Source organism: Natronorubrum thiooxidans (assembly GCF_900156475.1).
In the GTDB taxonomy this organism is placed as follows: Archaea; Halobacteriota; Halobacteria; order Halobacteriales; family Natrialbaceae; genus Natronorubrum; species Natronorubrum thiooxidans.
In genome coordinates, this window is the sequence record NZ_FTNR01000005.1 from 68370 (window position 1) to 81546 (window position 13177).

A 13177-nucleotide genomic window follows, 5' to 3' on the forward strand; every position below is an offset into this window, starting at 1 on the left:
TCGGAACCGCTAACTGACCCCCACGCAGCCATACGAACAAGCGAATGCAACTTCCAGCACAACAGGTCGCGGTCTTGGAGGCCGCAAGCGCGGACGATGCAACGTCCGTCGACGCCCTCGCCGCGGCGACCGACCTGCCACCGGAGACCGTCACCGGGGCAGTGTTCGAACTCGAGGCCGAGGAACTGGTCGCCGTCACCGAACGCGTCGACGAAACCGTCTCACTCACCGACGAAGGTCAGGAATACGTCACCGATGGACTCCCCGAAGTCCGGCTCTACGAGGCCGCACTCGAGGCCGGCGCCGGCGACGAGCCGGTCCAGATGGGCCGAGTAATCGGGGCCTCGGGACTCGAGGGCCCACAGGTCGACATCGCACTCTCGAACTACGCCCGCAAGGGGTACGGCAGCATCGACAGCGGCGAGATCACGGCCGATCCCGACGCCGAACCGGATGCGGATGCGGAGGCAAACGCGCTCGCCGAACTCGCCGACGCGGACGACACACCGGTCGAAGACGCCGATGTCGACGCGGAGACGCTCGAGGAACTCGAGCGACGGGGCTTACTCGATCGCTCGGAGTCGACCGTCCGCGAGGTGACGCTGACGGATGCCGCCGTCACGGAGCTCATGGCAGGGCTCGAAACCGCCGAGACGGTCGGCCAGGTCACGCCCGAACTCCTCACGAGCGGGGAGTGGGAGGACGTCGAATTCGCCGAATATAACGTCGAAGCCGACGCCGAAACCGTCGAAGGCGGAAAAGTTCATATCCTGCGCCAGATGTCCGAACGCGTCAAAGACGTCCTCGTCGGGATGGGCTTTCAGGAGATGGACGGTCCCCACGCCGACGCGGACTTCTGGATCAACGACTGTCTGTTCATGCCGCAGGACCATCCCGCGCGAACGCACTGGGATCGGTTCGCCCTAGAGCAGCCGAGTCACATCGACGAGTTGCCCGAGGACCTCGTCGAGCGCGTCGAACGCGCCCACCGCGAGGGCGTCGGCGAGGACAGCGAAGGCTACCACTCGCCGTGGGACGAGGACTTCGCCCGCGCGCTCGCGCTTCGGGGCCACACGACCTCGCTGTCGACCCGCTACCTTTCTGGAACCGAAATCGGCGAGATCGAACCGCCAGCGCGCTTTTTCAGCGTCGAGAAGGCCTACCGGAACGACACGCTCGACGCGACGCACCTGCTCGAGTTCTATCAGATCGAGGGCTGGGTGATGGCCGAAGACCTCTCGGTGCGCGATCTGATGGGCACGTTCGAGGAGTTCTACGCCCAGTTCGGCATCACCGACATCCAGTTCAAACCCCACTACAACCCCTACACGGAGCCGTCGTTCGAACTGTTCGGCACCCACCCCACCACGGGCGAACTGATCGAGATCGGTAACTCGGGCATCTTCCGCCAGGAGATGCTCGAGCCACTCGGCGTCGACTGTGATGTGATGGCCTGGGGGCTCGCCCTCGAGCGACTCGCCATGCTGACCACCGGCGCGGAGGATATCCGCGACCTCCACGGCACGCTCGCCGACCTCGAGTTCCTGCGGAACGCGGAGGTGACTTACTGATGCCCACTGTCGATATCGACCCCGACGAACTGCGCGAGTTGACCGGCCACGAGGAGACGAGCGACGACGACCTCAAAGCGGACCTGTTCGGACTCGGCCTCGAGTTCGAGGGCCGAACCGAAGACGGCGAGTTCGAACTCGAGTTCGCCCCTGACCGCCTCGACCGGCTCTCGGTCGAAGGCGTCGCGCGCTCGATGCGCTACCAGTACGGCGACGCCCGCGGCGTCCACGTCCCGTCGCCGAATTCGGCGGAGTGGACGATCGAGGTCGACGAATCGGTTCCCGACGAGCGGCCGTACGTCACGGGCGCGGTGATCCGCGACGTGAATCTCGACGAGGACGCCCTCGATTCGCTCATCCAACTGCAGGAGAAACTCCACGCGACGATGGGGCGCAAGCGCGCGAAGGGCGCGATCGGGATTCACGACCTGACGATGCTGAAAGGGCGGTCCGCAACAGATGACGGCGCACCCTCGATCGAGTACGTCGGCGTCGACCCCGACGGCGACCACTTCGTCCCGCTCGATTCCGACGAAGAGATGACGCCCGCAGAAGTGCTCGAGAACCACCAGACGGGCCAGACCTACGCCGACCTCGTCAGCGGCTACGATCGCTACCCTGCGATCTACGACGACCTCGGCCTCTTTTCGTTCCCGCCGGTGATCAACGGCCGCCGGACCGAGGTGTCGACGGACTCGAGGGACCTGTTCGTCGAGATGACCGGCACCGACCAGTGGACGATCGACAAGATGCTGAACATCGTCTGCTATGCGCTGTCGGCACGTGGGGCGACAATCGAGGACGTGACGATTGAGTACCAAGATCACGAGATTGTCCGTCCGGATCTCTCGACAAAGACCAAGACCGTTTCCCACGCCCGCATCGAGACCATTCTCGGCATCGACCTCGATCCCGACGAAGTGCTCGATCTGGCCGAACGATCGGGGCTCGAGGCGGAAAAAACCGAGAGCGAGGACGGGGACCTCGTCTACGAGGTGACAATCCCTCCGTATCGCGTCGACGTCCTCCATCCGCTCGACATCATCGACGATCTCGGGCGCGCCTACGGGTTCAACGAACTCGAGCCGACCTACCCCGACGTTGGGACCGTCGGCGGCCGTCACGAACGCTCGCGACTCGAGCGAGCCGTCCGCACCCAACTCGTTGGCCTCGGTTTCGAGGATCTGCTGAACTTCCACATGATCAACGAGGCAGAGAACTACGATCGTCTCGACGTTGCGCCCGGCACGGACGCCTATGGGGCCGGCGAGCCCGTGACGATCAAAGAGCCCTACAGCGAGGATTACACCATGCTCCGGACCTGGGTCATGCCCTCGCTCATGACGGTCCTCGAGCGAAACACCCACCGCTCGTATCCACAGCATCTCTCCGAGATCGGGTTCCGCGCGGCGCTCGACGACAGCGAAAACACCGGCGTCGGCGAGAGTCGTCACGTCGGGGCCGTCCTCGCGAGCCACGACGCGGGCTACGAAGACGCCAAAGCGCGCCTGCAGGCGCTCGCGCGCAACTTCGACGTCGACCTCGAGACGCCTCCGACCGACCACCCGGCCTTCATTTCGGGTCGAACCGCCGCGGTCGTCCTCGACGGCGAAGACGTCGGTGTGATCGGCGAGGTCCATCCGACGGTGCTCATCGAGTACGACCTCGAGGTGCCCGTCGCAGCGTTCGAGTTCGATCTGGCGGCGCTGCAGTAATCGGCTGTCGGGTTTTCCGCTCTCGAGTTTGAGAGTCGGTCTGCTGTCGCGGTTCAGTCGATTGTACCGCGAGCGAACGAAAGCGCGGCACATCGCGCCGCGGAATGATGAACGGCCGAAGGCCGTGAGTCAGGGAGCGAGCGGGCCGACGACTGATGTGGGGTGCGTGGCACGTAGCGCCACTGAACAGAAGGAGGAATGTTTTTAATCGAATTTTTGCCGAGGGTGCGCCGCAGACGCACCCGCAGTGTAAAACGTCGTTCTCTAGAACTCGTGTTCGACCTCGTCCTTGTCCGCTTTCTGGATGATGATCTTGCCGTCTCGGACCCGGACGAAAACCTCGTCGCCGATATCCATGCCCGCGACTGCGAGTTCGTCCTCGTGGAGGTTGAGGTGGACGTTGTGATAGTTACCGTCATCGTCTTTCGCACCGCTTGGACTCAGCTTCTTTTTCCGTACCATCGCGGGATTCTATGACGAACTTCGCCGTAGGATATACTTAAGTGTTTTCGACGGCCCAACGCGTGAGTATGTGACACATGGGTCGGCGTCGAGACGACACTGCGACTCGAGTGCTGGATCGATGGTGCGGAAGACTGGCGTAGCCGACGAACTTAAAGATACCGACGCAGTCGGTCGATTTTTGGGGATATCTTTATGTCGGGCCGTGTGCTGAATTGACACGGAGGCCAAAACCATGGTACGCGAAGATGGTAAACGGAACTTTGCACTGCGCGAGTCGGGCGGCGACGAATCGAGCGTCTTCTCGGGGAACACACCCCGCCAGGCTGCCCTGAAAGCAGCCCGGCGACTCGAGCCCGGCTCGAGTGAGGACGACGCAGAGCGTGTCGAGCTCAGACTTCGAGAGAAAGGCACCGATAAAGTACACATCTACGACGGCTGGGCGTGGGAGCAGACTGCACCCGACGACAAGCCCGACTGGATGCCAAACGAAATCACGGAAGCAAACGTCTCGAAGAAAGGAATCGACCACTTAGAGGAGTGACGTGCGGTCGAACATCGCGTTTCGGTCGATGTCACTCGAGTGATCGCTGTCGCACACTGCCGTAGTCGTTCTATTTGAGTCGAGCGATGACGAACACGGATCCGCAGACACCACGTCGGAGTGAAGCCGACTACGCGGGGTTCGACTCCGACCGACCGCCACGGACCAGTTTGAGGACCCCCTGTGCAGCCAGGCCGAGCAGTGCCCACTTCCAGGCGAGGACGGCGAGGACGGCGAGGCCGAGCAACAAGACGCCGCGAGTCCGCTTCCCTCGAGAGAACGCCGTTTTCGCCTCCGAAAGCACCGAGACGACGGTCAGCGACCGTGTCGCTGTCGACCCGAGGAGTTTCTTGAGTACCATACCTGTCGTTGGGGCTCCGACCGGATAACGAACGCCCCGTCCCGCGCAAGTCACAACTCGGCGTGATCGACAGCCTCAGTCGCTTCGGCTCCACTGTCGTTTGTTGCCACAGCGACCCGAAATCGGGCGGGAACTTTTTCTCGCTTCGGTTTGATACGCTGCTCACGAAGCAATGGATCTCGAGTCGATTCCGGGTGTCGGCGAGAAGACCGCGCGAGCGCTGCGAGCGCTCGACGAGCCCGAACGCGCGCTGCGGCGGGGCGACGTCGCAGCGATCGCGACCGCACCGGGAATCAGCCAGGGTCGTGCCGCTCGCATCGCGCGCGGTGCAATCCGGCTGGAACACAACGATCCCGGCGGCTTTCTCGCCACCGACCGCGCTCGAGAGGTGTACCGTGACGTCCTCTCGTTGCTCAAATCGCGGACGGTCACCGACTACGCCGCCCAGCGACTCGAGACGATCTATCCCAGTCCGCGCCGCTCGCGGATCGAAGACGTTCAGGCGTTTGCCCGCGGGGCACTCGAGCGCGAGTCCGACGAGGCCGTACTCACGGCACTCGAGGGTGTCGAACCGCTCGAGCAGCCGGGCGATATCCGAGTCCGTGAGCGCTGTCTGGCGACGACCGACGCCGAACGCTACAGCGAGGCTCGGGACGTGATCCCGGAGCTCTCGGTCGAAATCGTCGAGGACACGCAGGGACTGGCCGAACTCGCGCGCGGCTACTCGACGGTAATCGCGCTCGACGAGTCGTTCGCCGGTGTCACGATCGAGGGTGACGTACAGGTCAGACCCGACGCACTCGAAGCCCCCGCCGAGGTCGTCCCGGAACGACCGCTCGCCTTCTTTGCGCGCAACCGGGACCGACTGCAGGCCGCCATCGAGGTTCACCGAACTGCTGGTCTCGCGGCCGACTGCGATCTCGAGGCGCTCGAGGACGGCCTGTCGCGGCTCGACGAAGATGGAACGGTCGCGGGCGACGACGAACTCGACCGGCTGACCACGGCAGTCGACGATCTCGATGCAGCAGCGAGCACAGCCGAAAGCGTCGCCAACGATCACCTTCGGGAGGCGATCCGCGAGGAGGACGTCACGATCGAAGGCTCGGATCTGCTCTCGCTGGTCGAGCGCGGTGCCGGCGTCGACTCGTTGCTCTCGCGAGAGCTCGCAGACGAGTACGCCGCAGCTGTCGAGACGGCCCGAGAGCACCTGACCGATGCACTCGATCTCGACCAGGGCGAGGCCGAGATCGCCCGGCGGGCGTTCAGCGACGAGCCGACGTTTCCGGTCGAACGCGACGAGGGCGTCGTCTCGCGGCTGCGCGAGGAACTCACAGCGGCCAAAGAACGCCGCGCAGGCCGGCTCAAACGCGAACTCGCCGCCGATCTCGCCGACCAGCGCGAGGGAGCCCGCAAGCTGGTCCGAGCTGCCCTCGAACTCGACGTCGAACTCGCGATCGCCCGATTTGGGCGGGAGTTCGAGTGTACGATGCCCGAATTCACCGCTGAAACGGGCGATGAGCCGATCGGCTTCGCGATCGAGGGCGGCCGCTCACCGCTGTTGGATGAACCCCTCGAGGCCATCGACCCCGTTGATTACGAGGTAACTGGCGTGGCACTCCTCTCGGGCGTCAACAGCGGTGGGAAGACGTCGACGCTCGATCTGGTCGCGAGCGTCGTCGTGCTGGCACACATGGGACTGCCGGTTCCCGCCGAGCGGGTACGACTGCGGCGGTTCGACGACGTCCACTACCATGCCAAAACGCAGGGGACGCTGGATGCAGGCGCGTTCGAGTCCACCGTTCGGGAGTTCGCCGACCTCGCCCGGGGTGGCGAGGGCTCGCTCGTCCTGGTTGACGAACTCGAGAGCATCACCGAACCCGGTGCGTCGGCGAAGATTATCGCCGGCATCCTCGAGGCGCTCTCGGACAACGGCGCGACGGGCGTGTTCGTCTCCCACCTGGCAGGCGAGATCCGCGAGATGGCCGACTACGACGTCACCGTCGACGGTATCGAGGCGGTCGGACTCGTCGACGGGGCACTCGAGGTGAACCGCTCGCCGGTCAAAGACCACCTGGCGCGGTCGACACCGGAGCTGATCGTCGAGAAACTAGCCGACGAGGCACGAGAGCCGGCGACGAACGGCGGGGACGTCCCTGATCGCGAGGCAGGACCGGACTTCTATGATCGGCTCCTCGAGAAGTTCGACTAAGCGTGGCATATCGTACCAGGGTGTGCAAGTACAACAGCTACACCCATACTCGACCACGGTCATGGTATGCCCTACCAGTTTTCGTGTTCGGGTGGGAACTGTCAATTCATGATTCGCTCGAGTAGTTCCGACGAAGTGAAACGATTAGTGCGAGCACATGTGCGGATGACCCACGGCGGTCGGATCGATCAGTCAGACCTCGAACGTGGCATGGAACGGATCGAACTGGCCTGACCGCGTTCGGTCATCTGAGACGGGTTGCTGTCCCTGTCTCCCGAAGCGATCGTACGTGGATTCGAATTGCGCCGGCACTGACGGACAGCAGTCCGTCTGAGTCGGTTTCGCCCCTGTCGACGGCATTAATTGCCGTGCCATTTCAGAATGTTATCATGGCCCCACCGCTCCTGGGTGTCCTGCGTGCTGGTGACCGCCGTGAGCGACTCGGCGTCTCGTGTCTCGAGAAAGGCCGCGAGCGAGTCGGCGTACTCCGCGACGGCCTCGAGCGTGTCGTCGTCCTGGAGTGCAAATGACTCGACGATCGTCTCCGGAGCCTTATCGGGTGCGATGTACGTGTCCCCGCGGGCGTAGTCGGCAATTCCGCGTAACGTCTCCGGTGAAAGGTCGGTGAACTGTTCGAGGAGGAAGTCGGGAATCGCGTTCGGTGGCTCCGGCGCGGTCATCTCTATAACACGATTATATATTAACAAGTATTAATAATTATGGTAATAGTGACCATACGGCAATATGTCCAGACTGCGGAAGGGCCGGGAGTCGGCCACCGAACCATTAAGACGCTGCGGAAGCAGGGTGAAAGTGATGCCAGACGACCCCGATGAGGGGATGTTGTCGTGGGACGAATCCGTGTTCAAAAACGAGCACGTCTTCGAGATCGACTACGTTCCCGAGACGTTCAAGCACCGCGAAGGGCAGACCCAAAGCCTGACGTACGCGCTGCGTCCGGCGGTGCGTGGATCGCGACCGCTGAACGTCGTCGTCCGTGGCCCACCCGGAACCGGCAAGACGACGGCGATTCAGAAACTGTTCGACGAGGTCGGTGCCCAGACCAGTGCCGTCCGGACGATCCGGGTCAACTGTCAGGTCAACGCCACCCGGTACTCGGTGTTCTCGCGGCTGTTCGAGGGCACCTTCGACTACGAACCGCCGTCCTCGGGGATCTCCTTCAAGAAACTGTTCGGCCAGATCGCCGAGAAACTCGTCGAGGAAGACCGCGTCCTCGTCGTTGCACTCGACGACATCAACTACCTCTTCTATGAGAACGAGGCAAGCGATACCCTCTACTCGCTGTTGCGTGCCCACGAGGAGTATCCGGGTGCTAAAATCGGCGTCATCGTCGTCTCCTCGGATCCGGCACTGGACGTCATCGACGAACTCGACTCCCGGGTCCAGAGCGTCTTCCGGCCCGAAGACGTCTACTTCCCGATCTACGACCAGCCCGAGATCGTCGACATCCTCACAGAGCGCGTAAAGCGGGGATTCCACGACGGCGTCATCTCCCGGGCGATTCTCGAGGACGTCGCCGAACGCACCGCCGAGAGCGGCGATCTCCGAGTCGGGATCGACCTGCTTCGCCGGGCCGGGCTCAACGCCGAGATGCGAGCCAGCCGCACGATCGAACTCGAGGACGTCGAGGACGCCTACGAGACGTCGAAGTACATCAACCTCACTCACAGCCTCTCGGGGCTGACCGATACCGAGGAGGCACTCCTCGAGGTGATCGCCCACCACGACGGCGAGCAGGCTGGCGACGTCTACGAGGCCTTTCACGACCAGACAGAGCTTGGCTACACCCGCTACTCCGAAATCGTCAACAAACTCGACCAGCTCGGGCTGATCGATGCCGACTACACCGAGGTCGATGGCCGCGGTCGCTCGCGGTCGCTCTCGCTATCCTACGAGAAGGACGCAGTGTTAGAACGCCTCGAGTAAGTCGGAAGTCCCGACTTACTCGTCTGCAGTACAGTGGTCGAAGTCGGCTTCGCTAGCAAAGACCGCATACCAGTCGCCATCGATTTCGATACCCATCACGTACCCCGAGTCAGTGGTCTCCTCGCCGTCTTCCGTGGTCGTGATTTCGTATCGAAGTTCTTTAATATCGTCGACTTCGCCGTCGAAGTCCTCGTCTTCGTTTGCCTCGTCGATCTCCTCGTCGTCGACGGACTCCGAACATTCACAGGAGATGTCCTCGAGTTCGCCGAACTCCCCCATCGAAAACAGCGCTTCATACTGGGACGCGATCTCATCCTTGTCGACTTCGTCCGTGTACTCGTGTGGATAGTAGGACGCAGCCGCTTCGAAGTCCTCGTCGTATAGTGCGACGACGAAGTCCTCGCCGGTGTCACAGGCTGAGTCGCCAAGGAGACTCCCCGTACAGCCTGCCGTGCTGACTGCAATGCCGGAGACCGCAGTCGCTTTGAGAATCCGTCGTCGTGAAAGATTTCCTGACATACACCAACTCGATTATAATAGCGATGATATATAGGTTGTCATATACCAGATGAATACCGTCAGTCGACAGCCAGAGAACCGACAGCCGAAAACCGTTATATCATCTCCATAGGACAGCGCACAAGAGGATTCGCCACTCGGATCGCGTTCATCTCATGGTCTCGTTCGTGAACGGTGAAACTACTAGTAAAAGAACAATTGAAGCGGTTCACGTACCGATCGTGGGACTGTCGACGTCACGGCGCACGTTCCACACAATCGGAGACCAAACGAGACCATTATGCCTGCTCGAGGTCCGTGCGGTATGCCTCGGCGGCTTCGAGTGCGCGCTCGAGTCGCCGTTTCGTGTCGCCGCTTGCCTGCTTGCGGGCCAGACGGAGCGTGTTGAGATGGTCGTCGAGGATCGCGTGGTCGGGTTCGTGATCGCTGCCAGTATAGTCACGGAACGCGTCGGCCGTCTCGCGAATCTCGTCGCGGATGTCGTCGTCGGCCGTCTTCGTCGCTTGCTCGAGGTCGGTACGGGCCTGCTCGAGTTTCTGAGCCATACCCGGACCCACAACGACGGGACGAATAACGGTTGGGCGGGCAGGAGCCACCCGCCGACAACGCCTGAGAATGGAGACTGAACAGACGACTAGGCTGTCGCTACCCATTCGCAGTCGATAACAGGGACGACACCGCCGTCTCTGAGCGCTCGAACGGAGTCCGTATCACGGTGTAGCACCGTCCTTCGGTCGCCACTGACGGCTTACACGATCTCCGGTCGCAGGAAACGACAGTACAACTCTCGAGACTAACTGCGGCGTTTTTGTCGGTTGCGCCCTCCGTCTCGGTCGCACTATGCCAGTATCACGACGCACAGCCCTGAAATCGATGGGCGCTGCCGGTGGACTCGCTGCCGCAAGCGGAACCGTCTTCGCGGCCGGAGAGTATGCCGACGACGAGCGACCAAAAAAGAAAGCGGACAAGGAGTACCCTGCCGACGAACCGACCGTGCCGAACGCGGCGGTTCGCGTCGCGCACTTCTCGCCAGATGCACCGAACGTGGACGTCTACGTCGACGGGGCACAGGTACTGACCAACGTTAGCTACGGCGACGTCTCACCGTATCTCGAGATCGAGCCGGGAACGTACAGAGTCACGATTACCGCGGCTGGCGATCCGAAGACGGTCGCGTTCGACGATGACGTGACGGTCGGCTCCGCGTTCTACACCGTCGCCGCGATCGGCGAACTCGGAGCCGGCACGTTCCGTCCCGAAGTGCTCGTCGACGCCGGCTCGGCGCTCGTCCGACTCTTCCACGCGTCACCCGACGCCCCCGCCGTCGACGTCTACGCCGACGATGCGCCCCTGTTCGAAGACGTCGAATTCGGCGAGTCGACCGACTACGTCGCGGTTCCGGCCGGCAGCTACACCCTGTCGGTTCGGCCGGCGGGCGATCCGGAGACAACCGTCGCCGCGTTCGACGTCGACCTCGAGTTGGACACGGCCTACACCGCGAACGCGATTGGCTACCTCGAGCCGCCGGCGGAAACGGAGGGTCGCGAGTTCACCGCTCAGATCACGGTCGACGGCGTGCTCGGCGACGACGACACGTAATCGACGCCGGCCGATCCAGCCGACCGCCGTCCGCTCGCGCTCGCACCGTCGCTCGTTGTGACCGTCTCGCGTGCCGCATGCGAGCGGGTGAAGTGGCTCGACCACCTGAACCCGATAATGAGCGACACGCGAGGCCCCCTCCAGCCGGACCGTCCCGACGTCGATCATCCCTTCGAGGTCGACGCGCCCTTCGATCCCGCCGGTGACCAGCCGGAGGCGATCGAACAGTTGGCCGACGGCTTCCGATCGGGGATGGACAAACAGACCCTGCTCGGCGTGACCGGCTCGGGAAAGACCAACACCGTCTCGTGGACGATCGAGGAGATCCAGAAGCCGACGCTCGTCATCGCCCACAACAAGACGCTGGCGGCCCAGCTGTACGAGGAGTTCCGGAATCTCTTTGCCGACAATGCCGTCGAGTACTTCGTTTCCTACTACGATTACTACCAGCCCGAGGCCTACGTCGAACAGACCGACACCTACATCGACAAGGACGCCTCGATCAACGACGAGATCGACCGCCTGCGCCACTCCGCGACGCGGTCGCTGCTGACCCGCGAGGACGTCATCGTCGTCGCCTCCGTCTCTGCGATCTACGGCCTCGGTGACCCGCGCAACTACATCGACATGTCGCTACGACTCGAGGTCGGCGAGGAAGTCGGCCGCGACGGCCTCCTTGCCCAACTGGTCGATTTGAACTACGAGCGCAACGACGTCGACTTCACACAGGGGACCTTCCGCGTACGGGGCGACACCATCGAGATCTATCCGATGTACGGCCGGTATGCCATCCGCGTCGAACTCTGGGGTGACGAGATCGATCGCATGGTGAAAGTCGACCCGCTCGAGGGCAAAACCCAGGGCGACCAGCAAGCCGTCCTGATCCACCCCGCAGAGCACTACTCGATCCCCGAAACGAAACTCGAGCGCGCGATGGACGAGATTCGCGACGACCTCGAGTCGCGAATCAGCTACTTTGAACGCCAGGGAGACATGATCGCCGCCCAGCGCATTGACGAGCGGACGACGTTCGACCTCGAAATGATGGCCGAGACGGGCTACTGTTCGGGCATCGAGAACTACTCGCTGTATCTCTCGGATCGAGAGTCGGGTGAGGCTCCCTACACGCTGCTGGATTACTTCCCGGACGATTTCCTCACCGTCGTCGACGAATCCCACGTGACCCTGCCCCAGATCCGGGGCCAGTACGCTGGCGACAAGTCCCGCAAGGACTCGCTGGTCGAGAACGGCTTTCGACTCCCCACCGCCTACGACAACCGCCCGCTCACGTTCGATGAGTTCCAGGAGAAGACCGACCAGACGCTGTACGTCAGCGCGACGCCGAGCGACTACGAGCGCGAAGAAAGTGAGCAGATCGTCGAACAGATCGTTCGCCCGACCCACCTCGTCGACCCACAGATCGAGGTCGCAGACGCCACCGGGCAGGTCGATGACCTCATGGATCGCATCGACAAGCGCATCGACCGCGACGAACGGACGCTCGTGACGACACTGACGAAACGGATGGCCGAAGACCTGACCGAGTATCTCGAGGAAGCCGGCATCGACGTCGCGTACATGCACGACGAGACGGATACCTTAGAGCGCCACGAGATCATCCGCTCGCTTCGCTTGGGCGAGATCGATGTCCTCGTCGGCATCAACCTGCTTCGGGAGGGGCTGGACATTCCCGAAGTCTCGCTCGTGGCGATTCTCGACGCCGACCAGGAAGGGTTCCTGCGCAGCGAAACCACGCTCGTCCAGACGATGGGGCGGGCGGCCCGAAACGTCAACGGCGAGGTCGTCCTCTACGCCGACGAGCCCTCGAACGCCATGGAGTCCGCGATCGAAGAAACCCAGCGCCGTCGCGAGATCCAACAGGCATACAACGAGGACCACGGCCTCGAGCCGACGACGATCGAGAAGGCAGTGGGCGAAACCAACCTCCCAGGGAGCAAGACCGACACCTCGAGTGTCTCCGGCAAGAACGTCGCCGACGACGACGAGGCCGCCCGCTACATTGCCGACCTCGAGACGCAGATGCAGGAGGCGGCGAGCAACCTCGAGTTCGAGTTGGCGGCAGATATTCGGGATCGGATTCGAGAGGTGCGCGAGGAGTTCGACCTCGAGGGCGACGACGAGGGGATCGCGCCGCCGACCGAGGAGTTCTGAGACGCGACAGTCGTTTCTTGTGACCGAAAACGAATTCGTCGAATCCGAACACGGTATTTTGCGACTCGAGCCGGTACT

The 13177-nt window shown here is 62.7% G+C and carries 13 protein-coding genes; 8 read left to right on the plus strand and 5 right to left on the minus strand.

Annotated features, from left to right (window positions below):
• The first annotated feature begins 44 nt into the window (after positions 1-44).
• Both pheS and pheT read left to right on the plus strand, forming a co-directional pair.
• Complete coding sequence (gene pheS, locus BW940_RS08465) at positions 45-1571, plus strand: phenylalanine--tRNA ligase subunit alpha (RefSeq protein WP_076608771.1); 1527 nt, start codon at positions 45-47, stop codon at positions 1569-1571.
• Entirely contained in the window at positions 1571-3286 is a 1716-nt protein-coding gene (gene pheT / locus BW940_RS08470; protein ID WP_076608772.1) for a phenylalanine--tRNA ligase subunit beta, read from the plus strand. The genes pheS and pheT overlap by 1 nt, the downstream gene beginning before the upstream one ends.
• 264 nt (positions 3287-3550) lie before the next feature.
• Here pheT and BW940_RS08475 read toward each other — a convergent pair whose 3' ends face one another.
• On the minus strand, positions 3551-3748 hold the full coding sequence (locus tag BW940_RS08475) for a hypothetical protein (protein ID WP_076608773.1): 198 nt from the start codon (positions 3746-3748) through the stop codon (positions 3551-3553).
• A 235-nt stretch (positions 3749-3983) separates the two neighbouring features.
• Between BW940_RS08475 and BW940_RS08480 the strand changes: the two genes are divergently transcribed.
• A complete protein-coding gene (locus BW940_RS08480; RefSeq protein WP_076608774.1) occupies positions 3984-4292 on the plus strand; it encodes a non-histone chromosomal MC1 family protein in 309 nt (102 codons plus the stop codon).
• A 130-nt stretch (positions 4293-4422) separates the two neighbouring features.
• On the opposite strand, the gene BW940_RS08485 is transcribed toward BW940_RS08480, so the two are convergent.
• Positions 4423-4653, minus strand: coding sequence for a hypothetical protein (locus BW940_RS08485; RefSeq protein WP_076608775.1), 231 nt, complete (start codon positions 4651-4653; stop codon positions 4423-4425).
• Positions 4654-4825: 172 nt separating this feature from the next.
• On the opposite strand from BW940_RS08485, the gene BW940_RS08490 reads away from it, so the two are divergent.
• Both BW940_RS08490 and BW940_RS08495 read left to right on the plus strand, forming a co-directional pair.
• Complete coding sequence (locus BW940_RS08490; RefSeq protein WP_076608776.1) at positions 4826-6862, plus strand: MutS-related protein; 2037 nt, start codon at positions 4826-4828, stop codon at positions 6860-6862.
• A 66-nt stretch (positions 6863-6928) separates the two neighbouring features.
• Entirely contained in the window at positions 6929-7096 is a 168-nt protein-coding gene (locus tag BW940_RS08495; protein WP_076608777.1) for a DUF1059 domain-containing protein, read from the plus strand.
• 125 nt (positions 7097-7221) lie between these two features.
• Here the strand turns inward: BW940_RS08495 and BW940_RS08500 are convergent, their stop codons facing one another.
• Positions 7222-7542, minus strand: a complete 321-nt coding sequence (locus BW940_RS08500; RefSeq protein ID WP_173834870.1) for a hypothetical protein — start codon at positions 7540-7542, stop codon at positions 7222-7224.
• A 136-nt stretch (positions 7543-7678) separates the two neighbouring features.
• Here BW940_RS08500 and BW940_RS08505 point away from each other — a divergent pair, with 136 nt between their 5' ends.
• Positions 7679-8809: an ORC1-type DNA replication protein gene (locus BW940_RS08505; protein WP_076608778.1), complete on the plus strand. Its 1131-nt coding sequence runs from the start codon at positions 7679-7681 to the stop codon at positions 8807-8809.
• Positions 8810-8824: 15 nt separating this feature from the next.
• Here BW940_RS08505 and BW940_RS08510 read toward each other — a convergent pair whose 3' ends face one another.
• Positions 8825-9328 carry a twin-arginine translocation signal domain-containing protein gene (locus BW940_RS08510; protein WP_076608779.1) on the minus strand — a complete coding sequence of 168 codons (504 nt, stop codon included), beginning with the start codon at positions 9326-9328 and terminating at the stop codon, positions 8825-8827.
• 278 nt (positions 9329-9606) lie between these two features.
• Positions 9607-9873, minus strand: a complete 267-nt coding sequence (locus BW940_RS08515) for a DUF7553 family protein (protein ID WP_076608780.1) — start codon at positions 9871-9873, stop codon at positions 9607-9609.
• A gap of 328 nt (positions 9874-10201) precedes the next feature.
• Here BW940_RS08515 and BW940_RS08520 point away from each other — a divergent pair, with 328 nt between their 5' ends.
• Entirely contained in the window at positions 10202-10927 is a 726-nt protein-coding gene (locus BW940_RS08520; protein ID WP_076608781.1) for a DUF4397 domain-containing protein, read from the plus strand.
• Positions 10928-11044: 117 nt separating this feature from the next.
• Positions 11045-13099 (plus strand): excinuclease ABC subunit UvrB, encoded by a 2055-nt coding sequence (gene uvrB / locus BW940_RS08525; RefSeq protein ID WP_076608782.1) that lies wholly within the window; start codon positions 11045-11047, stop codon positions 13097-13099.
• Positions 13100-13177: the final 78 nt, after the last annotated feature.

What these genes read in the sequence shown, in the direction of transcription:
- BW940_RS08515 (WP_076608780.1), bottom strand. Translation starts at nt 9,873, where the DNA reads ATGGCTCAGAAACTCGAGCAGGCCCGTACCGACCTCGAGCAAGCGACG.
- BW940_RS08490 (WP_076608776.1), top strand. Translation starts at nt 4,826, where the DNA reads ATGGATCTCGAGTCGATTCCGGGTGTCGGCGAGAAGACCGCGCGAGCG.
- BW940_RS08480 (WP_076608774.1), top strand. Translation starts at nt 3,984, where the DNA reads ATGGTACGCGAAGATGGTAAACGGAACTTTGCACTGCGCGAGTCGGGC.
- BW940_RS08500 (WP_173834870.1), bottom strand. Translation starts at nt 7,542, where the DNA reads ATGACCGCGCCGGAGCCACCGAACGCGATTCCCGACTTCCTCCTCGAA.
- BW940_RS08505 (WP_076608778.1), top strand. Translation starts at nt 7,679, where the DNA reads ATGCCAGACGACCCCGATGAGGGGATGTTGTCGTGGGACGAATCCGTG.
- BW940_RS08510 (WP_076608779.1), bottom strand. Translation starts at nt 9,328, where the DNA reads ATGTCAGGAAATCTTTCACGACGACGGATTCTCAAAGCGACTGCGGTC.
- pheS (WP_076608771.1), top strand. Translation starts at nt 45, where the DNA reads ATGCAACTTCCAGCACAACAGGTCGCGGTCTTGGAGGCCGCAAGCGCG.
- BW940_RS08485 (WP_076608775.1), bottom strand. Translation starts at nt 4,653, where the DNA reads ATGGTACTCAAGAAACTCCTCGGGTCGACAGCGACACGGTCGCTGACC.
- uvrB (WP_076608782.1), top strand. Translation starts at nt 11,045, where the DNA reads ATGAGCGACACGCGAGGCCCCCTCCAGCCGGACCGTCCCGACGTCGAT.
- pheT (WP_076608772.1), top strand. Translation starts at nt 1,571, where the DNA reads ATGCCCACTGTCGATATCGACCCCGACGAACTGCGCGAGTTGACCGGC.
- BW940_RS08495 (WP_076608777.1), top strand. Translation starts at nt 6,929, where the DNA reads ATGCCCTACCAGTTTTCGTGTTCGGGTGGGAACTGTCAATTCATGATT.
- BW940_RS08475 (WP_076608773.1), bottom strand. Translation starts at nt 3,748, where the DNA reads ATGGTACGGAAAAAGAAGCTGAGTCCAAGCGGTGCGAAAGACGATGAC.
- BW940_RS08520 (WP_076608781.1), top strand. Translation starts at nt 10,202, where the DNA reads ATGGGCGCTGCCGGTGGACTCGCTGCCGCAAGCGGAACCGTCTTCGCG.